We start from the raw sequence: 20984 nt of genomic DNA, 5'->3' as shown, positions 1-20984 counted from the left end.
TTGCGCTCACGACCGCCAACGACCTGCCGTCGGATCTCCAGCCGCCAGATCCCTTTCGATCAGGTCCACGGCCTCACCGATCCTGTCTAGACCCGCCGGGACTTCGAGGCGGCGAACGCCGACTTGGTCCGCCAGCCGCGCGCATTGGCGAAGATGCACTTCTGCAAGGTCGCTAGGCAGGGCCGCGCGGCCGAACCGCGTCACATAGGAGAATTTGATGATGGCTGGGAGGGCGGCGATGCCTGGCAACGGCGTGATGGCGGCCTTTTCGCCGCGCTCAAGGATATAGATCCGAGTCGCAGGCACATTGTCGCCGGAAAAGGCGCCATTCAGGCGATGCTGCATCTTGTCGATCGCCGGATGCACTTGCGGCCGCACCTCGGCTTCTCCGAGCGAGATCGCCGCCGCAGCGTCGGCCGCCAGCTTGATCTGCGGAAAACCCGGAACGATCATCGGCTCACCCGGATTGGCCAGGTCCAGCGCCACGACATCATCGGCAAGCAGGTCATGTCCGGCCCGGATCATCGCGCTTGCCGTCGTCGACTTGCCGGCGCCCTTGTCGCCCATGAAGATGGCGCTCGTGCCGGCGACTGCAATGGCACTGGCGTGCAGGACGAGCAGGCCGCGCCGGTGCAGCAGCAGCGCCATCACCGGACCCAGCAGCGGAAACGCGATCAGCGTGTCGTCGACACCGGGCGCCGGCTCGACGTCGATGCGGCAGCCATCGCTGATCAGGAATGCGCCGACGGCATGCCATGCGAGATATTGCCGCTCCGCCTCGAAGCGAAACTCGGTCGCGGCTTCCAAGCTGGGTTTCAGCAGGTCGATCGGGCCGACGGCGATCACGACGTCCGCCGCCCCAGGCGCCGCCGGCTCCAGTTCGGGCAACGTCACCTCTGACGCGATGGTCAGGCCATAGGCGCGGTAGAAGCGGCGCTCTCTCGTGATCCGGCCATGCGGACGGGGATGATCGCTGTATGAGGCGAGCGGCCCGTTGCGCGCCATCATGCGGGGCTCCCGCTGTGCTGGAGCTGCCGCAGCCAGAGCGACAGCGATGCCGAGCGCCAGACATACTGGACATCCAAAGGCGCCGGTCGATCGGGCTGGCGCAGCAGCCGCGCATAGGCAGCACTCACCTGGGGCAGATTGACGTAGGGCGCAATGCGGCTCGCATCCGAGATCAGCAGCTGTTCCAAGAGGTCGCGGTGGTTGCGCAGCATGCCGTTGACGAGATTGGCGGTGAAGTCGATCTTGTCGCGCCGCCATTGAACCGCTGCCGGCAGCACGCCTTCCATGGCACGGCGCAGCACATAGCGACCAAAGCCGTGGCTGAGCTTTTCCTCACCGGGTAGGCCCAGGCAGAACTCGACCAGCGGCTTGTCCCAGAACGGATAGCGCGGCTCGACGCCGAAATTGGCCGCGGCCTTGTCGAGAACCTCGAAAGCATGCGGGACATAACCGTTCGACAGGATCCAGCGATGGCTCAAGGCGTCGCTGGCCTGGACGCCGGGCGGCATATATCCGGCCCGGTGAAATCGGTCGACAAGCTCGGTGCGCCTGGCCAGATCCGGGTTGATCAAGTCGCGCCAGCCGCGGCCGCGCGGCGCCTGCGCCGGCTTGCGTAGCTTGTTCACGGCGCGGTTTGCCAGGTGTCTCAGCTTCGCGATCCGCCAGGCCGGCCCGTAGAGGGTCAGGAACTGGAGATACAGGCCCAGCGTGCTGTCGCCATAGGTGTCGGAGGCGCTGCGGACCTCACGCCACAAATCCATCCATCTGCCGGCATTGGCAAGTTCGTGCAGATGGCCATGACCTTGTGAAACGACCTCGTCGCCGCCGTGGCCGTCCAGCAGCACCTTGATGCCCTTGGCGCCGGCAGTCCGGTAGATGCCGCGGGTCAATGTCAGGCCCGGCGCCAGGAACGTCCCTTCCTGTTCTTCCAGCACCCGTTCGAATTCGGCGAATGGCGCATAGTTGCCGACTGGAATCAGCGTTCCGTCGACCTTCTGCTGATCCAGCACGGCATCGATGAACGGGCGCTCGTCCATCGACGAGCCCGTCTCGAAAATCAGCGAGAAGGTGGGCAGCCTCGGCTTGCGCCCGGCGGCGTTCTGCAGGCCGGCGACACAGGCGATCGATGAGGAATCAAGGCCACCGCTCAGCATCGCGCCGACCGCGGAGGTTCCGCGCATGCGGTTGCGCACCGATTGCGAGAACAGATGGGCGAATTCCTCAGGCGCATCCGAGCGCGTTTGTCGAGCCGACGGCTCGATCTGCCAGTAACGGCGCAGCGTCACCTGTTGGCCGGTGACGGTCAGGCTGTGGCGCGCCGGCAAGGCGAAGATGTCGGTGTAGGGTGTCGCTTGCGGATCATCGGGAAGTCCGGCCAGAAACCCCGAGATCTGGTGCTCGCTGACATGTCTGCCGACCCCCTCGACGCCAAGGATCGGCCCGATCTCCGAGGCAAAGGCAAAACGCCGATCCGCCGCATGATAGTAGAACGGCTTGACCCCGAAATGGTCGCGCGCGCAAAACAGCAGCTGCCGCTCGGCATCCCAAATGGCGAAGGCGAAATCGCCTTGCAGATGCACGGGGCAGCCTTCGCCCCAACGCAGATAGGCCCGCATCAGCAAGGTCGCATCGGCGACCGATCTGTAGCGGATGCCCAGCCTGGCCAGCAGTTCGTCGCGGTTGTCCAGCCGGCAATCGGCGGTGATGGCGAGCTTGCCGTCGGCCATCGTCAGCGGACCGGGGCCAGCTTCATCGGTGGTGTTGAGCCAGGCGTGGCCAAGCGCGATGCCGGTGTCCAGCCACCACGAATTTCCGTCCGGGCCGCGATGGCGCATGCGCGCCAGCATCTGCTGGATATCGGCCGCCGCGACCGCTGGGGCGGGCCCCTGTCGAAGCAGGATTCCGGCCACGCCGCTCATCGGCTGCCGTGGTCGACCAGATGGGCGAAACCGTCGATCGATCCGCCAAGCACGATATGATTGTCGCTGACCAGCCAGGCATGCGCCTTGAGTTGCTCGCCCGTGCCGCGTTCGATGCCGATGCGTATCTTCGAGGCGTTGCCCTGTCGAGCAAGCATGTATTGACCCGAAAGCGCCTGGGTCAGGCACGTGGCGTAAGGGACGAAACGGGCCGCGGCGGCAACCCCCCAGGCAACGCGCCGCAGTTCGCCCATGCTGGCGCACTGTCGCGCGTCAAGCCGCGTCACCAGGCTGCGAACACGGTTGTAGGACAACAGTGTCAGCCCCAGCCGAACCGCCGCGACCACCAGCAGGCAGCGGCCGAGGAAGATCATTTCCGAGCCGCTCAGGGAGAGAATCCCAAACAGGCTTCGCCGGCCTTGCCGGCGCTTTCTCTGTCTGGGGCTCCTTTCGGTCGCGGGTTCCTGCCGCAAAACCATGGCCTTATGCGGAACCTGCTTAGACAAGTTCCTCATGATCAAGCCTCGCAAGCCCGTTATCGGCCAGGCCCCTCAGCAGTGCCTCGACGTCGGCCTGGCAGCGCTCCGGGTCGACATTGTAGCGCGCAAGCACGGCGCTGCGGATCTCTGCCATCGACCTGGGCTCCTGAATCAAATCCCAGATGAAGGCGCCGACACCATTCAGGCTGTAGTAGATGTTGGATTTCAGATTGAGCAGCGCCAAGCCATCGCCGAACTCGCAAGCCACGGCATCCTTGGTCGCACTGACACGATTGTAATCGGCCAAAACTTGGTCGGCCAACTCCTGGCCGGCTTGCTTCCAGTTCATCCCAAAACCTCGCTTACACTACGCTTCGCAGTTCCAGGCAATGAAAGGGGAGTCGGAGGCAGTGCCCCCGACTCTCTTATTTTTTAAACCCAGAGACCCAACGTCATCACTCTGAGTAATTGCGATAGGCTTCAGGAAAACGTCAGGTCGCCGATCGGCGTATGCGCGGGGAAAGACGCGTCGATCGCCGTGCTGCCGCCGCCGCCCTGGGTGATGGTTTCGATCGAACCATGCACCGTCAGGCTTGGCGTCTCGTATTCTTGCTTTTCAACATTCTGTTCCATTTTACTCTCCAATAAGGACTGGAAACGGCTTGTCGAGTGCCGTCAGCACTTGCATGCTGCAGCGCAATAGCTGCATGGCAGTATTTATGAGTCAAGCCTGATTTACCAGGCATTAATCAATTACGGGTTGCGCGAGCACCTTATGTGTGGGTCATGCCTAAAATATGACGTCTTCTAGACCGATTCCCTATGTTTGGCGACCATGTCGATGCCAATTCTTTAAGCATTTGATTTTGCTTGAATAAAACATTTGCGAAGTGCCTTTATTTTAGGCATTCCTAATAGGGTGAACTCAGCCGGCAAATCCATGGTGAGGCCAGCTGAAAACGCCTTGGTAGGGGCGGTATTTCAACAGCCGTTGTGACCGTCTTTTCAGAAGTGTCGGTAAACGCTCAGGTTGTAAAATTCTGCACTGCAAAAGGAAAGGCTTTACGCCATCAAGGATTTTGGTGATGCTTGCTTCGCACTTGCAGCATACGCGCCGCGCAAATCGCTTTTTTGGGAGACTGTGCGCTAAATGGCCTTGCCGGATGGTTCCTATGAACGACTGCGCGCCGCCGACTGTGCCGACGAGGTTGCCTATGTGCGGGCCTGCCTGCGGTTGTATTTCGCCGGGGCAGGAGCCACCACGCGCGACGTATCGATGCCCGGCCCTGGCGGTGCCAATGTTGCCGACATCGCCAGGCTGAACAAGGTCGCGACGTTTGTCCTCAAGGCCCTGTCACGCGCGCCTGTCAGTGACAGACCGCCCGAGCTTTTCCATTGGCTGGACAGCTACCGCAGGAGGACGGTTTCGATGAACGCGTCCTGCATCATGGACTCCATAGCGATCCATGAGGTGCTGCGCGAAAGCCGGATCGATTTCGTCTTTCTGAAGGGTCCGTTCCAGCAGCAGCTTCTCTACGACGACCACTTCATGAAGCCCTCGGGCGATGTCGACATTCTGGTCTCGCCGGTCGGCTATTTCAAGGCGCGGGATGCGCTGCGCTCGATCGGCTATGAGGTCGCCGGCAAGTCGCGCTCCGTCTGGTGGGTTCGCTTCCTCGGCGAACAGCATATGACGCGCGGCGACGGACCGAGACCTTCCACTGTCGATCTCCACTACCGCCTCCAGCAGCCCGGCTCGCCCAGCCCGCGCGACGCGGACGGGTTTCTGCGGCGAAAGCGACAGGTCGAAATCGCCGGCGCGACGGTGCCGTTCACCTCGGCCCCCGATACGCTGCTTTTGTCCTGCATCAGCGTCGCCAAGGCGCTGTTCAACCGGGAACCCTGCGCGGGCTATGTCTGTGACGTGCGCGCCAGCGCCGGCCGCCTCGACGAGACGGACCAGCGGCTTGTGCTCGACGCCGCGGTGGCGCAGGGGCTGGACGATACGCTGCTGCTTGGTATACGCGCAGCCGATGTACTGCTCGGCGGTGCCGGCACGCTGCTGTCGGAGCGTGCGACGCGCATCCTGTCACGCATCGGCAACGAGGACCTGCTCAGCATGGTCATGGCGCCGTGGCTGTCGTCGCTTCGGTGGCCGCAGCGGCGAACGGTGCTGTGGGAACTGTGCGGTCGCGCGCCGGTCCGCTATCTGGCGGAAGCCGGCTGGGCGGCGTCCGCCGATATCAGCCGCCGCATCTTTGAACGGCCGGGCGGTCGTTGAATGAACACAGATCTGGCGCTGATGGCAATCGGGCATCGAATGGGTACGGGGCGAACACAAATCGGTATCACCTGTACGAGAGGCTAATCCATGTCGATGACGAAATCCCAGGTCTGCGTGATCATCGCGGCCAAGAACGCGGCCGCGACAATCGCCGTCGCCATCGCGTCCGCGTTGCGCGAACCGGAAGTGGCGGAAGTCGTCGTCGTCGACGACGCATCCACCGACGACACCGCGGCCGTCGCGCGATCCGCCGACGACGGCAGCGGCCGGCTTGCGGTGATGCGCCTCGATGTCAATCGCGGCCCCTCCTACGCCCGCAACGCCGCTATCGCCAGTTCGAGATCGCCGTTCATCAGCATTCTCGACGCCGACGATTTTTTCCTCGAAGGCCGGTTTCGCAACCTGTTTGCCGTCGCCGACTGGGATTTCGCGGCGGACAACATCATGCTCATCAGGGATGATGCAACCGGCGACGCGACGAAAATCGTCGCCCCGCAATTTGCCGCGGATCCGGAATTCCTCGATCTCGAGCGCTTCGTCGAAGGCAATATCTCCAGGCGCCGCGTGCAAAGGGGCGAACTGGGCTTCCTCAAGCCGGTGATCAGCCGCGCCTTCCTCGATCGCCATGGGTTGCGTTATGACGAGAACCTGCGGCTCGGCGAGGACTATGAACTCTATGCCCGCGCTGTCGCCTGCGGGGCGCGCTTCAAGGTCATCCGCTCGTGTGGCTACGGCGCCATCGTCCGCGCCGATTCGCTCAGCGGCCGCCACAAGACGCAGGACCTGAAGCGTCTGGCCGATGCCGATCTGGCACTGCTGGCGATCGACAGTCTGCCGGAAGGCTCGAAAGCGGTGCTGAGACGGCACGAGCGGCACGTGCGCGACAAATACCGGCTGCGCAATTTCCTCGACGTCAAGGCCGAGCACGGGCTGGCATCGGCAGCGGCCTACGCATTTGCCAGCCAATCCAACCTCGTCCCCATCGTCCAGGGCGTGGCGTCCGACAAGCTCGAGGCGCTGTTTCGCCGCGTCGGCCTCGTGTCCAGGCACAAGCACGTGCCGCCATTGCGTTTTTTGATGGCCGGCACCAGCACCGGCAAGGAGCGGTGAAACTGTCCGTTTCGTCCGGGTTGACCCGCCGGCGACAAGCTCATCGCGCAAACCATTTCGGTCGGATTTATGAGTTTACGAACTGGGTGGTTGCCTCGCGGCCCAGACGATGGCAGTCTATGTTGCGGTGCAGCAAATTGGACGACCAGCCGAACTGGCCCCCGATCGGATTGGTCTGATGTCTCTCCCTCAGGGGAGCAGGACAGAGCAGTATGAGTTTTTGAGCCCCGGCTGCGGGGATCGGCCAGAAGCCCGGCCCGTTGGCCGGCGATGACAGGAATCTAAGTTCATGGCTTCGATTTTCGGTTTCAGATCTAGGGATCCGGCCCGCGACCGCCAGACCGATGGTTCACGCCTTGATCGCCTGGCAAAGCTGTTTGAGCAGATCGCAGCCGAGATCGAGGCCGAGAGAGCCGGGTTGGAGAATCGCTATCGGACGAAGGCGACCAACGCCGCTTTCCTGGTCGAAGCGATGGAGAACGGCTCCACCTCCGACCGCCGGTCGTCCGAAGTCAGCGCGCTGACGAAGTCGATCCTGAATTGCGAACGCCGCATCGCGGAGCTGTCGCGCCAGAACGGCATGATGAAAGAACTCCGTCATTCGCTGGATACGGTCTTCGACGATAATACGGCGTCCGATTCGGCCATCACCGCCGAGTACACCAGACCTGCGGGCGCCGGCAGAGGTTGAACGTGAGGGTTCGGAATTGTTGCAACAGATTTGATGCGAGGCAGGACAGGGGAGGGTCAAGCAGGAGGTCAAGGTTGGCCCGTTCAGGTAGTGGTTCGAACGTCGACTTTGGGTTGGGGATGCACAGCACAAAGGTGAGTTTGGTATGAATTCGAATCCGAAGACTATGTCGACCATCGCAACCGGCGGAACGCCGTTCACACGCCAGGCCAGACAAGCCGGCCTCAGGCGGTTGAGTGCGATCAGCGCGTTGCTGCTCGCCGCTCTTGGGAGCTTGGTGACGGCCCCTGCCCATGCCCAGGATATTCCGACGTCGCCTTCATTCGTCGATGATTTCACCAGCTTCAATCGCGAACGCTGGTATGTTTCCGACGGTTGGTCGAATGGCAGTCATCAAAACTGCACCTGGTCGAAAGGCCTGGTCGCGCTGTCCGACGGCGTGCTGTCGCTCGGCTTCGAAAAGCAGAAGCTGAAGGACCGCGACTACGCCTGCGGCGAGATCCAGACCAAGCAGCGCTTCGGTTACGGCACCTATGAGGCGCGGATAAAGACCGACACCGGCTCCGGTCTCAATGCGGCGTTCTTCTCCTATATCGGTCCGTCCGACAAGCAGCCCTGGGATGAGATCGACTTCGAGGTCCTGACCAAGGACACCTCCAAGGTACAGGTCAACGCCTATATCGCCGGCAAGGGCAACAACGAGAAGCTGGTCGACGTGGCGGGCGGCACCGACAAGGCCTTCAACGACTATGCCTTCGTCTGGCAGAAGGATAGCTTGCGCTGGTATGTCAACGGCCAACTGGTCAACACGATCACCGATCCGGCGAAATTGCCGACGCATGCCCAGAAGATATTCTTCAGCCTTTGGGGCAGCGACAAGATGACCGGTTGGATGGGAGCGTTCGCCGATCCAGGCCGCAAGCTCACGATGCAGATCGATCGCGTGGCGTTCACGGCCTTGGGCGAGCCCTGTCAGTTTCCAGAATCGCTGGCATGCAGCATAAAGTAGTTGGGAAAGTCGATTTGAACTGGCCGGGCCGAGAGCGGTCCGCTGCCTTGCATGGGAATGAACTCGAATGAATTTGACGGTCTTTGGAATTGGCTATGTCGGTCTCGTGCAGGCAGCGGTGCTTGCCGAAGTCGGGCACCAGGTGGTGTGCGTCGACATCGACGCCAACAAGGTCGAGCGGCTCAACCAGGGGTTCGTTCCGATTTTCGAGCCGGGGCTCGAAAGCCTCGTCAAGGAGAACCATGCCGCTGGCCGCATCAAGTTCACCACCGACGCAGCGGCCGCGGTCAGGCACGGCGAAATCCAGATGATCGCGGTCGGCACGCCGCCGGGCGAGGACGGTTCGGCCGATCTCAAATATGTGCTGGCGGTCGCCGAGACCATCGGCCGTGAGATGGACACCCCCAAGATCATCGTTGGCAAGTCGACCGTGCCGGTCGGCACCTGCGAAAAGGTGAAGGCCAGGGTCGCCGAGACGCTGAAGAAAAGAGGGCGCGAGGACCTGTCCTTCGACGTCGCTTCGAATCCGGAATTCCTCAAGGAGGGTTCCGCGGTTGCCGATTGCATGAAGCCCGACCGCATCATCGTCGGCACCGACAGCGAGGGCACCGAAGCGGTGATGCGCGAGCTCTACGCTCCCTTCAACCGCAACCACGAGAAGATGATCGTGATGGACGTGCGCAGCGCCGAATTCACCAAATACGCCGCCAATTGCATGCTGGCGACCAAGATCAGCTTCATGAACGAGATGGCCAACCTGGCCGAGCAGCTCGGCGCCGACATCGAGGAGGTCCGAAAGGGCATCGGCAGCGATCCGCGCATCGGCTATCACTTCATCTATCCCGGGCTTGGCTATGGCGGCTCGTGCTTCCCCAAGGATGTGCGCGCGCTGATCAAGACCGCTGAAGGCGTCAAGTTCGACGCCAAGCTGCTGCGCGCTGTCGAGGAACGCAACAACGAGCAGAAATCCGTCCTGTTCGACAAGGTGAATCGTTATTTCAAGGGCAATCTCAAGGGCAAGACCTTTGCGCTGTGGGGGCTGGCCTTCAAGCCCAACACCGACGACATGCGCGAGGCGCCCGCCCGCACGCTGATGGAGGCGCTGTGGAACGCCGGCGCCAATGTGCAGGCCTATGACCCCGAGGCGATGCAGGAATGCCAGCACATCTACGGGCTGCGCGACGACCTGTTGTTGTGCGGCACCAAGGAAGCCGCGTTGCGCGGCGCCGATGCGCTGCTGATCGCCACCGAATGGAAGAGTTTCCGCGCGCCGTCTTTCGACGCGATGAAGGATGCGCTGACCACGCCGATCATCTTCGATGGCCGCAACCTCTATGACCCCAAGGTCATCGCCCGCCACGGCATCGAATATCACTCGATCGGCAGAATGGCGGCATGAGGCCGGGAGCGAACAGCCGGAATTGGAATCCGCCGGGCGCGCCCGGCGCGGCAAGGAGTTGTGGCTGATGGTGCTGGACGTAAAGCCCGAGCAAATCACCAGCGATCATTTCGATGTCGTCGCGATCGGTTCCGGCTTCGGCTCGGCCTTCTTCCTGCATGAGTTCGCCAAGCGCCGAAAGGCACGCGTCCTGGTGCTCGAATGGGGCCGGCACAACACCCATGAATGGCAGCTGCAGCAGAATGCCAACACCGACATCGACGACGAGACGACCTACAAGACCAATTCAGACAAGCCGTGGAATTACACCATCGGACTGGGTGGCGGAACGAACTGCTGGTTCGCGCAGACACCAAGGTTCCATCCCAACGACTTCAGGCTGAAAAGCACCTACGGCATCGGCAATGACTGGCCGATCGGCTATGACGATGTCGAGCCGTTCTACTGCGACGCCGAAGACATCATGTCGATCTCCGGCGATCCCGACATGGCGGCGATGCTGCCACGCTCGAAGCCGTTCCCGCAACCGCCGCATCGCATGTCGACGCCGGACCGGATGATGAAGGCGGCGCAGCCCGGCCAGCATTTCGTCATGCCGACGGCTCGGGCGCGTGTGCCGACCTCGCAGCGCACCTCGTGCTGTGCCAACCTGCGCTGCTGGCTGTGTCCGGTCGACGCTAAATTCACCGTCAACAACGGCTTGATGCATGTCTTCGAGCATCCCGACATTTCGGTCTGCCTCGGTGCGGAGGTGCGACGGCTCGATCACGTCGGTGGCACGGTCCGCTCGGTCACGTTCATGCGTGACGGCAAGGAATACCAGGTCAGCGGCGATCTTTTCATTCTCGGTGCCAATGCCATCCAGAGCGCGGCGATCATGCTGCGGTCCGGCCTGGGCGGCGAATTCGTCGGCCGCGGCCTGCACGAATCCTACGGCTGGAATTTCGAGGTCTATCTCGACGGTGTCGACAATTTCGACGGCAGCACCATCACCACCGGCCTGAACTTCGGCCTCTATGACGGTCCGCACAGATCCGAGCATGCGGCGGCACTGGTCTATTTCGAGAACCGCTGGCAGCACGGAATGCGTGCCGAAAAGGGGCGGCTGCGCCAGGCGCTGCCGCTCGTGGTGGTCACCGAAAACCTGCTCGACCACGAAAATTTCGTCACTCTCGACGAAGACGACAACGCCTTCGTCAGCTTTAAGGCGCCGTCGGACTACGCGGTCAAGGGCATGGCCCGCGCGCTGGAGAAATTGCCTGACCTTCTGGCTCCGCTGCCGGTCGAAAAGCTATTCGATCGCGGCATCCGGCCAACCGAATCGCACGTCCAGGGCACGTTGAGGATGGGAACCGGCCCGGCCGATTCGGTCATCGACAGCGACATGATCCACCACCAGTTGAGAAACCTGGTTGTCGTCGGCACCAGCACCTATCCGAGCTGTTCCTGCGCCAACCCGAGCCTGACCGCCGCGGCCCTCTCCCTGAGGGCGGCGAGCCGCATGGCGTAAGAGGAGGGCATCGGATGATGGAAGTTTCCAGACGCTCGGCCTTGGCCATCGTGGCCGGTGGGGTGGTGTCGACGGGCGTTGCCTTTGCCGCCGTCAGCTCGTTTTCCGATGAGGACCTGGTGCGCGTCACCCTCGAAAAATACCTCGGCAGGCTCAACATCCGCATCGAGCATCTGCAGCAGTTCGTGCTGGAGTTCCGCAACCGGAACCCGTGGATATTTCCCAGTGACAAGCTTAGCGACGCCGTCACCCTGGTCGAGGAGCTCAAATTGGGCGCCGTCCGCCGCCTCCTGCCCCAGGAGAAGCGGGAAGATCTGATCCAATTCGATCGCTGGGTCATCGCCGAATTCCATATGCTGACGGACTACGCATGGCGCAGTTCGCCCAATGACCCGATCCGATTTACCGGCTGGCAATCCTGTACCAATCCGTTCGCGAATCTGGAGCCGCCGAAACTCGCCTGACGTCGAAAGCGAGGCGCCGCCGGTGCCTCGAAACGAAATACGATATGCGACAAGGAGCCCGATCCCATGAAAGTCCTTTTTGCAGGTGGCAGCGGCTATCCACCCGAGTTCAGCGGCGGCGTTCAGTCGAGCACCCACCATCTGGCCGAACAGTTGATCGAACATGGCCATGAAGCCGCGGTGCTCGCCGCCCTGTTCGGCGACGGTGTCTTCGGCTTGAAGGCGCGCGCCAAGATGAAGCTGTTGCGGCAGCCGGCGGTCGTCGACAGCTACCCCGGCTATCCGGTGATGCGGGCCTGGTTTCCCTGGGAAGCGGCGGCCTTTGCCGTCGACAGGCTGAAGCCGGACGTGGCCGTCGTCCAGTGTCACAAATCGGTTCCGATCGGCAAGGCGCTGCAGGCGGAGGGCGTGCCTTTGGTCGTCTATCTCCGAAATGTCGAATTCCATGAACTGGGCGGCGATCTGCGCGAGCTGCGTTCCGCGCTTTACATCGCCAATTCCGAGTTCACCGCGCGCACCTATAAGAACGAGTTCGACATCAACGCGACGGTGATCCCGCCGACCATCAATCCGGCGCATTACAGCACGCCGACGACGGGCCAGTTTGTCACGCTGATCAATCCCTATGAGGAAAAGGGTTTTGAGCTTGCGGTGCGTATTGCAGGCGCCTGCCCCGAGATACCGTTCCTGTTCGTTGAAAGCTGGAAGCTGGAAGACGATCATCGGGCGCGGATCGAACAGACGATCGCGCCTTTGGGCAATGTCGTGCTGGAGAGCCGCACCAGCGACATGAAGACGGTCTACGGCCGCACCAAGATCCTGCTTGCTCCCAGCAAATGGGAGGAGGCCTGGGGCCGCGTCGCGTCGGAAGCCCATTGCAGCGGAATCCCGGTCGTCGGCTCGCGGCGCGGCGGTCTGCCCGAGGCGATCGGCTCAGGCGGTGTGGTGCTCGACTACGATGCACCGCTCGCCGACTGGGTCGCGGCCGTCAGGCGGCTGTGGAACGACAGCCAGGAATATGACCGGGTCTCGGGCCTCGCGCGCAGCTTCGCCGGGCGGCCCGAACTGGAACCCGACCGCCAGTTCATCACCTTCTTCTCGATAGTGGACAGGGCGATACAGCAGCGCGCGCGGCAAGCCGCTTAACCCAGGCTCGCGGCGCCAGCCGCGGAGCAACTCGCGGCAAGCCTCATAGCGTCGTGCGGATCAGGCCGGGCGTTTGACCCGGCTCTTCAGCGTCTCGTAACCGCGGGCGCCGAGCAGGGCGCGGGCAAGAGTCTTGGCGGCGCTCTTGCGGCCCTCTTGCGAGTTGATCTGGCGCAGCCTTGCCGGCAGGTTGCGGGCCGCCTGGCCAAGTGCCGGCAGCGACAGCGCGTCGGGAAAACTCACCATATGCGTTTCGACGCACAGCACCGGCTTACCGGACAGTTCGGTGATCCTCAGCGCCTGCTCGTGCTCGCTTTCGATGAACAGGATGGCATTGGATTTGCGGTAGAAATCGGCCTTGAAACTGCCATGCGCACCAAGCCTCTGCCGCTCCGCCTTGCTCGGCAGATCGAGCATGATCAACTGGTCGTATTTGATCTCGTGCTTGGCGAGCCAAGCCTCGGTCAGCGCGCGATATTTCTCCAGCCGGCTGGTGACCAGCCAGCCGATCTTGTGGGTCGCAACATGGAGAGGCCGCGCCTCGCTGAGGAATTTCTCATAGGCCGGGCCATCGTCGTTTTCGGCTTCGGTCGGATCGAGGCACAGCACGCCGTCAATGTCGACGCAGCATTGCGCCAGGAATTTGTGATGCATGAAGTTCCACTGGAACATGCGCGGATGCGGCACGACCTCGAAGACGACATCGGTCTCCTGGTGCTGCGGCTGCAGGCCGAACACTGCGGCAAAGGTGAAGTCGGCCTCGATGCCGGCAGCCTGTATACGGGAGCGCGCGTCGCGCATGGCGTTGCCGCCGGCGACGCTGTCGTCGATCACCAGCACCTTGCGCATTTCGGAGACCTTGCGGTCGAGTGCCGCCCGGCGCTTGGTGATGCCCGACGTGTAGATCCGCCCGGCCAGGAAACTGTCCAGATCGGTCATCGGAATGTTTGCCGCCAGGCTCACCAGCGTCGCCGCGAGCACACCGCTTCTGGGAACGCCGACGACCAGGTCGATGTCGCGCGGCAGCCGGTGCAGGCCCTTGACGATGGCGTCGTTCATGTCGGAAATCGATCGGTAGTGCATGGGGTCAGACCTGGTCCTGCATTGAGTGTCCGTACCTGTCGAGGTCGCGCCAACTATTGCGCCTCGCGTGGTGTTGCCGCGGGCAGCCTTGCCGGCAGCATCTTCAAGGCCTCGCGCAGGGCTTCGCGGCCGGATGCGAATGCCAAGGCGACGACGATGGTGATCAGATAGGCGAGAACGGCGCCGCTGGCCAAGCCAATGACATGCTGCTGCGGCAACAGCGGCTTCATGAACCAGATGGCGGCGAGCGCCAGATGAGCGCCAAGCACGAACGGCGTTGCCGCACGAAGCACGTGGTGCGCCTGCAGCGGACCGCTCTTGCCGACATAGAGCCACAGGAATGGCGTCCTCAGATACTCGCTGATCGCATAGGCAATCGCCACGCCCAGCGCGCCATAGGGCAGGCCGAGTGCGAAGGCCAGCACCGACGTCACGGCCGTTATGATGCCCCAGCGCATGAAATCGCCGGAGCGGCCCTGGCTGACGAAAAGCCATCCCGCCGGATTGTTCAGCGGCTGCAGCAGCCCGGCAAAGCCGAGCGCCAGAAAAATGTCGGCGCTCGCGCGCCACTGCTCGCCGAGCACGAAGGGGATCAGCACGTCCGACATCGCGGTGGCGAAGGCGACGCCGGGAAGTGCCACCAGCAGGATCAGCGGCATGACGCGCAGATAGGCGCTGCGGTAGCGGTCCGGCTCGTCTTTCAGCCTGGACAGCGCCGGAACCATCACCTTCGACAACGGATTGGTGATCTGGCTCAGCGGAAACAAAAGCAGCTTATAGGCGCGGTCATAAAGGCCGAGTTGGGCTTCGCCCCAGTATTTGCCGATCAGGACATTGTCGAGGTTGCGGGCAAAGAAATTGGCGAAGTTGAAGCCGGTGATGCCGGCGCCGAAATGGATCAATTCGCTGATTCCGGCGACCTTGCGCGGCAGGCCGGGACGCCAGCGCGAGCTTGCCCAGTAGCAGAGCGTCGGCAGCACGGAACCGGTCAGCGTGCCGGCAAACAGTGCCCAATAGGAGCGGTCGATGAAAGTCCAGGCGATCGATACCGCGAGCCCCGCAATGGCACTGACGACGTCGATGATGGCCAGCCGGCCGAATTGCATGCGGCGCGTCAAAAGCGCCAGGTGCTGGGCGCCCAGCCCATAGGCCATGATCTGCAGCCCGAACGCCGCCACCAGGCCGGCCACGCGCGGCTCGCCGTAGAAAGCGGCGACCAGAGGGGCGGCACCCGCGAGCACGCAGGCCAGAATCGCGCTGACGGCCACATTGATCCAGAAGAGGTAGTTCACCTCCTCATGCCGGATCCCGCTCTTCTGGATTGTCGCCTGGGTCAGGCCGAAATCCTGGAACAGCGCGATGAAGGCCAGCACCGGCGCGCACATCGCCACGACGCCGAAGTCCTGCGGCGACAAAAGCCGCGACAGCACGATGACGGATATGATCTGTGTCGCGACCCGCACCGATTGCGCCATGGCCGTGACAACCGCGCCGCGCCCAACGGATTTGCGCAGGGAGCCTTCCGGCGGATCGAATGCATTGGCTTCCAAATTCAGGATTCCTGACTTTTGTGCGGATTTCTGAGCCCGAAAAATCCACCACCGCCGCCAACGACAAACTACGGCAATAATTTTGCAGTGCAACAGAAAACGTGGATCGTCGCGCCAAAAATGTTGCGATGCAGCAAGAGCTGTACTAGGCTCTCCTTGGGTGGGCCAACAGCGGTCGAGTTTTCATGCTGCATGTCTTGTACCTTGTGCACGACGTCTCCGATCCGGCCGTGCGCCGGAGGATCATAATGCTCAGGGCAGGTGGGGCCGAGGTCACATTGGCCGGCTTCCGTCGCACCACAAATCCGATTGCGGATATCGAGGGATTGCGGCCGATCGACCTTGGCGCGACGCGTGACGGGCGATTCGGCCAGCGGCTCGCGGCGATCGCCAAGGCCGCGTTCTCGATCGGCTCCAGGCTTGGCGACACGCCCAGGCCCAATCTCATCATCGCGCGCAACCTGGAAATGCTGGCGCTTGCCCGTCGCGCCAGATCCGCCTTCGGTGCATCGGTTCCGATCGTATACGAGTGCCTCGACATTCATCGCCTTGTGCTTCGCAAAGATGTCCTGGGCAAGGCGTTGCGCGCCGTCGAACGCTTCCTGGCCAGGGACGTGAAGCTGCTGGTGACCAGTTCGCCTGCCTTCATCGCCAATTATTTCAAGCCATTCGGCCAGGTCGCGGCGCCGATCGAACTGGTCGAGAACAAGTATTTCGAGGCAGCCGCGATTTTGCCCGGCAGCCCTGAAGCGCCCGTTAGCCCTGAGGCGGTTGAGAGTCCCGTCGGACCGCCATGGCGAATCGGCTGGTTCGGCGCGCTGCGCTGCCGCCGCTCGCTCCAACTGCTGGCCGATTTCTCCCGCCGGATGGAGGGACGCTTCGAGGTCGTGCTGCGCGGCCGTCCGGCCCTGTCCGAATTCTCGGATTTCCATGCTTTCGTCGAATCAGAGCCGTGGCTCTCGTTTGGCGGGCCCTATCGCAATCCGGAGGACATGGCGTCGATCTATGGCGACGTCCATTTTTCCTGGGCGATCGATTTCTTCGAAGCGGGACAGAACTCCGAATGGCTCCTGCCCAACCGCCTCTACGAAGGCTGCCGCTTCGGCGCGGTGCCGATCTCGATGGGCGACACCGAAACCGGGCGGTTCCTCAGCAAACAGGATATCGGCATTCTCTTGCCGGAGGCTTCGCCCGAGGCGCTCGAAGCGACGCTTGGCAAGATGGATGAGCATCGTTTCGCCGGGTTGAAGGCGCATGTTCTTGCCCGCAACCCGAGGACCTGGAGCTACGACCGCAGCGATTGCCGGGCGCTTGTCGAGCGGCTGCGCAGCCTGACCGCCGTATCCGGTTCGTTTGCAGCCGAGGCATTGGCGTAGGATGACTGAACATGGACAGAGGCTGATGACGCAGACTAAAAAACCTTCATCCAGCCTGATCGTTATTCCGTGCCTGAACGAAGCGGCCCATATCGGTGTGCTGCTCGATCAACTGCGCCCCGCCGCGGCAAGGCTTGGCGCCAGGATCATCGTCGCCGACGGCGGCAGCACCGACGGCACGCTGGCTATCGTCAAGGACATCGCAAGCAAGGATCCTCGCGTTATCCTGCTTCACAACGAACGGCGCATCCAGAGCGCGGCGATAAATCTCGCCGTCGGCACCTTCGGCGAAGGTGCCGACTATCTCATCCGCATCGATGCGCATGGCGGCTATCCCGACGACTATTGCGACCGGCTGGTCGAGGAGGCATTGGCCACCGGAGCGGATTCGGTTGTCGTTTCGATGCTGACCAGCGGCAGCAGCACCGTGCAGAAGGCTGCCGCGGCGGCGCAGAATTCCAAGCTCGGCACCGGCGGCTCCAAGCACCGGCACCGCTCCGCCGGAGAGTGGGTCGATCACGGCCATCACGCGCTGATTAGGATATCGGCGTTCGGTTCTGTCGGCGGCTATGACGAGACGTTCAGCCACAACGAGGATGCCGAGCTCGACTACAGGCTGAGACAGGCCGGCTACAAGATCTGGATGAGCGGCAAGACTCATATGATCTACTACCCGCGCACCTCGCTCAGCGGCCTCTATTTCCAGTATCTCGGCTATGGTCGCGGCCGCGCCAAGAATGTGCTGAAGCACCGCGTCATCCCGAAGGTCCGGCAGATGGTGCCGCTCCTGGTGTTTCCGGTCGTGCTGCTGGCGGCGCTCTCATTCCTGCACTGGCTGGCGGCGGTGCCGCTGCTGCTGTGGGCCTCGGTGTGCCAGGGTTACGGCCTGTGGACGGCCATCCGCCAACGCAATGCCGACATCGCGCTTGCCGGCGTCTCGGCGATGGTCATGCATCTTGGCTGGTCGATCGGCTTCTGGCTGCAGCTTCTCGGCCTCGGGTCGCGGCGCAGGGTGGCATGATGGTGAAGCCGGCTAAGAACCTCAGCATCGACATCGGCGTCTGCACGTTCCGGCGGCCGGAACTGGCGGACACGCTGCGCTCGCTCGACGCCATGCAGATGCCGGCCGGGTTCGCTATCAGCATCATCGTCGCCGACAATGACGACACGCCGACCGCCCGGGAACTGGTGACGGTGCTGTCGCGGGAATTGACGGTGCCAGTCCGCTATCAGCATTGCCCGGCGCGCAACATTTCGATTGCCCGCAACGCTTGCCTCGACGCCAGCACGGCGGATTTCGTCGCTTTCATCGACGACGACGAGACGGCCACGCCGCGCTGGCTCGCCGAACTGGTCGCGACGGCGCAAGCGAGCGGTGCAGCCGCCGTGCTCGGCCCGGTCAGGGCGCGTTATCGTCCGGATGCGCCGGACTGGATGCGGCGCGGCGATTTCCATTCGACCTTGCCCGTCTGGGTGCGCGGCGAGATCCAGACCGGCTACACCTGCAACGTTCTGCTCCGCATGGGATCGGAAAGCCTGCGTGGCCGCCGCTTCAGCCTGGCGCGCGGCCAGACCGGCGGCGAGGACACCGAGTTCTTCGACCAGATGCACAAAGCGGGCGGCCGCATCGTCTTTTCGCCCGAGGCCTGGGTTGACGAGGTGGTGCCGCGCTCGAGGGCGGCATTCGACTGGCTCGGGCGCCGACGCTTCCGCGTCGGGCAGACGCACGGGCATCTTCTGGGGCGCAACGCGCGCGGCATCGCCCTGGTCAAGCAGGTCGGCCTGGCGTCGGCAAAGGCCATCTATTGCTTCGCCTCTGCGCTTCCGGTCGTCATCAGTCCGGTTCGACGGAACCGCAGCGTGCTGCGCGGCATTATGCACGTCGGTGTCGTCAGCGGCCTTGTCGGCATCCGCGAAATCCGCCTCTACGGCCAGCCTTCGCCGCAGGAAGGGGGCAAGCGTGCAGCCTGACGTCAGCTTTGTCATCGCCGCCTACAATGCCGAGGCGACCCTTGATCGGGCGATCGCCAGCGCCATCGCGCAGAAAAACGTCAGCGTCGAAATCATCGTCGTCGACGACAAGTCGCGCGACGCGACGCTCGATGTGGCGCGGGCCTGTCCGCAGGATATCGTTCGCGTCGTCGCCCTGGCCAACAATCGCGGTCCCGGCGGCGCCAGGAATGCCGGGCTCGATGTCGCCCGCGGCAGATGGATCGCGGTTCTCGATTCCGACGACGCCGTTTTTCCCGACCGCATCGCGGCCATGATCGCTCGTGCCGAAAAGGCGGGCGCCGAGATTGCCGTCGACAATTTGCAGGTCATTCGCGAGGACGGTGTCGTCGAGGACGCGATGTTTCCGACGCGCTATCTGGAGGATTTGAGCGAAATCTCGCTGGCCAGCTACATCGCCGGCAATGTCGTCTTCGAATCGAAGTTCAATCTCGGCTACCTCAAGCCGATCTTCCAGCGCGCGTTCCTGGACGAAAACGAGCTTCGCTATGATGAAAAACTGAGCATCGGCGAAGATTACATCCTGCTCGCCAACGCTTTGGCCAAGGGCGGCAAATGCGTGGTCGAGCCGACGATCGGGTATGCCTATCATATCCGCAGCGGCTCCATCTCCCGCGTGCTCGAGCTTCACCACGTCGAAGCGATGCGCAAGGCAGATGCCGTGTTCGCTCAAACCCATTCGATGGACGAGGCCGCGCAAGTCGCGTTCGCCCGGCGCAGCCGCAGCCTGCGCAAGGCCGCATCGTTCCTGTCTATGGTTCAGCACATCAAGGCGCGGTCCCCGCTAAAGGCGATCCGGACTGCGCTCAGCGACCCGGCGGCGGTCAGGCATATGGGCATGCCGATCGCCGAGCGGTTGCGAAGAGTAGCGGCACAGTTTGCCGTTGGGGTGGGGAGGTGAAGATGCAGGCACATGAAGGGATTTTTCGTGGCTTGTGAATGGACTGAAGTCGATCTCCTCAGAAGGAATTTGCGATGAAGAAAATCAGGAAGGCCGTGATACCGGTGGCAGGACTTGGAACAAGGTTCCTGCCGGCGACCAAGTCGATGCCGAAGGAAATGCTCCCCGTCGTCGACAGGCCTGTCGTGCAATATGCGGTGGACGAGGCCTTCGAGGCGGGCATCGAGCACATTGTGTTCGTCACCGGCCGCAACAAGGCGGTCATCGAGGACTATTTCGACCTGCATCCGGAATTGATCGGAACCCTGGAGCAGACCGGCAAGAAGACCCAGCTGGAGGCGCTCGAAAGCATGCTGCCGGTGGCCGGCGCCACCTCCTTCATCCGCCAGCAGTCGCCGCAAGGCCTTGGCCATGCCGTCTGGTGCGCGCGCGAAGTCATCGGCAACGAGCCCTTCGCCCTGCTCTTGCCGGACATGGTGTCGTTCGGTGGCCGCGGATGCCTGGCCGAGATCGTCGACCTTTATGCTGAAACCGGCGGCAACGTGATCGCCGTCGAGCGCTGCGATCCGACCGAGACCAACAAATACGGCATCGTCGGCCGTGGCGCCGATATCGGCGGCGGCTTCGAGGTGACGGCGATGGTCGAAAAGCCGGCGCCGGCCAACGCGCCGTCGAACTTCTACATCAACGGCCGCTACATCCTGCAGCCCGAGATTTTCGCGCTTCTGGGCAATCAACAGCGCGGCGCCGGCAACGAGATCCAGTTGACGGACGCCATGGTCCGGCTGTCGCGGGATCAGGCGTTCTTCGCCCAGCCTTTCAAGGGCCGCATGTTCGACTGCGGTTCCAAGGAAGGGTTCATCCAGGCCAACATCGCCTTCGCGCTGGCGCGCGACGACATGAAGGGCCCGATTTTCGAGATGCTTCAGGAGTTCGTCCGGTCGCATGAACGCCAGGAAGAAGCCGCATAATGCCCATGTTTCGGGAGCATTTACAGATGGCTGGCGACGCGGGGCGATAGCTCCCGCGCCGCCTGGCACGAAGT

Annotated in this window: 20 protein-coding genes; 13 read left to right on the top strand and 7 right to left on the bottom strand. The window is 62.8% G+C overall.

Annotation, left to right across the window (positions count from 1 at the left end):
• Nucleotides 1–6 precede the first annotated feature (6 nt).
• The 5 genes from AC0ZT5_RS12935 to AC0ZT5_RS12915 all read right to left on the bottom strand — a co-directional run bounded on the left by AC0ZT5_RS12935 (nucleotide 7) and on the right by AC0ZT5_RS12915 (nucleotide 4039).
• Nucleotides 7–1008 (bottom strand): phosphoenolpyruvate carboxykinase (ATP), encoded by a 1002-nt coding sequence (locus AC0ZT5_RS12935; RefSeq protein ID WP_488496750.1) that lies wholly within the window; start codon nucleotides 1006–1008, stop codon nucleotides 7–9.
• Complete coding sequence (locus tag AC0ZT5_RS12930) at nucleotides 1005–2927, bottom strand: lasso peptide isopeptide bond-forming cyclase (protein ID WP_488496749.1); 1923 nt, start codon at nucleotides 2925–2927, stop codon at nucleotides 1005–1007. The genes AC0ZT5_RS12935 and AC0ZT5_RS12930 overlap by 4 nt, the downstream gene beginning before the upstream one ends.
• Complete coding sequence (locus AC0ZT5_RS12925) at nucleotides 2924–3301, bottom strand: lasso peptide biosynthesis B2 protein (protein WP_477281748.1); 378 nt, start codon at nucleotides 3299–3301, stop codon at nucleotides 2924–2926. The genes AC0ZT5_RS12930 and AC0ZT5_RS12925 overlap by 4 nt, the downstream gene beginning before the upstream one ends.
• Nucleotides 3302–3425: 124 nt before the next feature.
• Complete coding sequence (locus AC0ZT5_RS12920) at nucleotides 3426–3755, bottom strand: PqqD family protein (RefSeq protein WP_488496748.1); 330 nt, start codon at nucleotides 3753–3755, stop codon at nucleotides 3426–3428.
• Nucleotides 3756–3886: 131 nt separating this feature from the next.
• On the bottom strand, nucleotides 3887–4039 hold the full coding sequence (locus AC0ZT5_RS12915; protein WP_095082854.1) for a lasso peptide: 153 nt from the start codon (nucleotides 4037–4039) through the stop codon (nucleotides 3887–3889).
• A gap of 517 nt (nucleotides 4040–4556) precedes the next feature.
• Between AC0ZT5_RS12915 and AC0ZT5_RS12910 the strand changes: the two genes are divergently transcribed.
• The 8 genes from AC0ZT5_RS12910 (at nucleotide 4557) to AC0ZT5_RS12875 (ending at nucleotide 13019) form a co-directional block, all read left to right on the top strand.
• A complete protein-coding gene (locus AC0ZT5_RS12910) occupies nucleotides 4557–5687 on the top strand; it encodes a nucleotidyltransferase family protein (RefSeq protein ID WP_488496747.1) in 1131 nt (376 codons plus the stop codon).
• A gap of 90 nt (nucleotides 5688–5777) precedes the next feature.
• Nucleotides 5778–6800, top strand: coding sequence for a glycosyltransferase family 2 protein (locus tag AC0ZT5_RS12905; RefSeq protein ID WP_488496746.1), 1023 nt, complete (start codon nucleotides 5778–5780; stop codon nucleotides 6798–6800).
• A 289-nt stretch (nucleotides 6801–7089) separates the two neighbouring features.
• Nucleotides 7090–7491: a hypothetical protein gene (locus AC0ZT5_RS12900; protein ID WP_488496745.1), complete on the top strand. Its 402-nt coding sequence runs from the start codon at nucleotides 7090–7092 to the stop codon at nucleotides 7489–7491.
• 145 nt (nucleotides 7492–7636) lie between these two features.
• Entirely contained in the window at nucleotides 7637–8500 is an 864-nt protein-coding gene (exoK, locus tag AC0ZT5_RS12895) for an endo-1,3-1,4-beta-glycanase ExoK (protein WP_488496744.1), read from the top strand.
• 67 nt (nucleotides 8501–8567) lie between these two features.
• The gene (locus tag AC0ZT5_RS12890; RefSeq protein WP_488496743.1) at nucleotides 8568–9899 is read left to right on the top strand and encodes a UDP-glucose dehydrogenase family protein; all 1332 of its coding nucleotides are present in this window, start codon (nucleotides 8568–8570) and stop codon (nucleotides 9897–9899) included.
• Nucleotides 9900–9966: 67 nt separating this feature from the next.
• Nucleotides 9967–11409 carry a GMC oxidoreductase gene (locus tag AC0ZT5_RS12885; RefSeq protein WP_488496742.1) on the top strand — a complete coding sequence of 481 codons (1443 nt, stop codon included), beginning with the start codon at nucleotides 9967–9969 and terminating at the stop codon, nucleotides 11407–11409.
• Between the two features lie 14 nt (nucleotides 11410–11423).
• Entirely contained in the window at nucleotides 11424–11873 is a 450-nt protein-coding gene (locus tag AC0ZT5_RS12880) for a hypothetical protein (protein ID WP_488496741.1), read from the top strand.
• Between the two features lie 66 nt (nucleotides 11874–11939).
• Nucleotides 11940–13019, top strand: a complete 1080-nt coding sequence (locus AC0ZT5_RS12875) for a glycosyltransferase (RefSeq protein WP_477281766.1) — start codon at nucleotides 11940–11942, stop codon at nucleotides 13017–13019.
• A gap of 60 nt (nucleotides 13020–13079) precedes the next feature.
• Here the strand turns inward: AC0ZT5_RS12875 and AC0ZT5_RS12870 are convergent, their stop codons facing one another.
• Together AC0ZT5_RS12870 and AC0ZT5_RS12865 are read right to left on the bottom strand one after the other, a co-directional pair.
• A complete protein-coding gene (locus AC0ZT5_RS12870) occupies nucleotides 13080–14102 on the bottom strand; it encodes a phosphoribosyltransferase (RefSeq protein WP_488496740.1) in 1023 nt (340 codons plus the stop codon).
• A 53-nt stretch (nucleotides 14103–14155) separates the two neighbouring features.
• On the bottom strand, nucleotides 14156–15652 hold the full coding sequence (locus AC0ZT5_RS12865; RefSeq protein WP_488496739.1) for a lipopolysaccharide biosynthesis protein: 1497 nt from the start codon (nucleotides 15650–15652) through the stop codon (nucleotides 14156–14158).
• A gap of 185 nt (nucleotides 15653–15837) precedes the next feature.
• Between AC0ZT5_RS12865 and AC0ZT5_RS12860 the strand changes: the two genes are divergently transcribed.
• The 5 genes from AC0ZT5_RS12860 to AC0ZT5_RS12840 all read left to right on the top strand — a co-directional run bounded on the left by AC0ZT5_RS12860 (nucleotide 15838) and on the right by AC0ZT5_RS12840 (nucleotide 20910).
• Entirely contained in the window at nucleotides 15838–17028 is a 1191-nt protein-coding gene (locus tag AC0ZT5_RS12860) for a glycosyltransferase (RefSeq protein ID WP_488496738.1), read from the top strand.
• 25 nt (nucleotides 17029–17053) lie between these two features.
• The gene (locus AC0ZT5_RS12855) at nucleotides 17054–18049 is read left to right on the top strand and encodes a glycosyltransferase family 2 protein (RefSeq protein WP_488496737.1); all 996 of its coding nucleotides are present in this window, start codon (nucleotides 17054–17056) and stop codon (nucleotides 18047–18049) included.
• Complete coding sequence (locus AC0ZT5_RS12850) at nucleotides 18049–18999, top strand: glycosyltransferase family 2 protein (RefSeq protein WP_488496736.1); 951 nt, start codon at nucleotides 18049–18051, stop codon at nucleotides 18997–18999. The genes AC0ZT5_RS12855 and AC0ZT5_RS12850 overlap by 1 nt, the downstream gene beginning before the upstream one ends.
• Nucleotides 18989–19939, top strand: coding sequence for a glycosyltransferase family 2 protein (locus AC0ZT5_RS12845; protein ID WP_488496735.1), 951 nt, complete (start codon nucleotides 18989–18991; stop codon nucleotides 19937–19939). The genes AC0ZT5_RS12850 and AC0ZT5_RS12845 overlap by 11 nt, the downstream gene beginning before the upstream one ends.
• A gap of 74 nt (nucleotides 19940–20013) precedes the next feature.
• Nucleotides 20014–20910, top strand: a complete 897-nt coding sequence (locus AC0ZT5_RS12840) for a UTP--glucose-1-phosphate uridylyltransferase (protein WP_095082814.1) — start codon at nucleotides 20014–20016, stop codon at nucleotides 20908–20910.
• The last annotated feature ends 74 nt before the right edge of the window (nucleotides 20911–20984 follow it).

Source organism: Mesorhizobium sp. CNPSo 4670 (assembly GCF_057784235.1).
The sequence above is the reverse complement of the archived record's forward strand: the minus strand, read 5'-3'. Positions and strand labels throughout refer to the sequence as shown.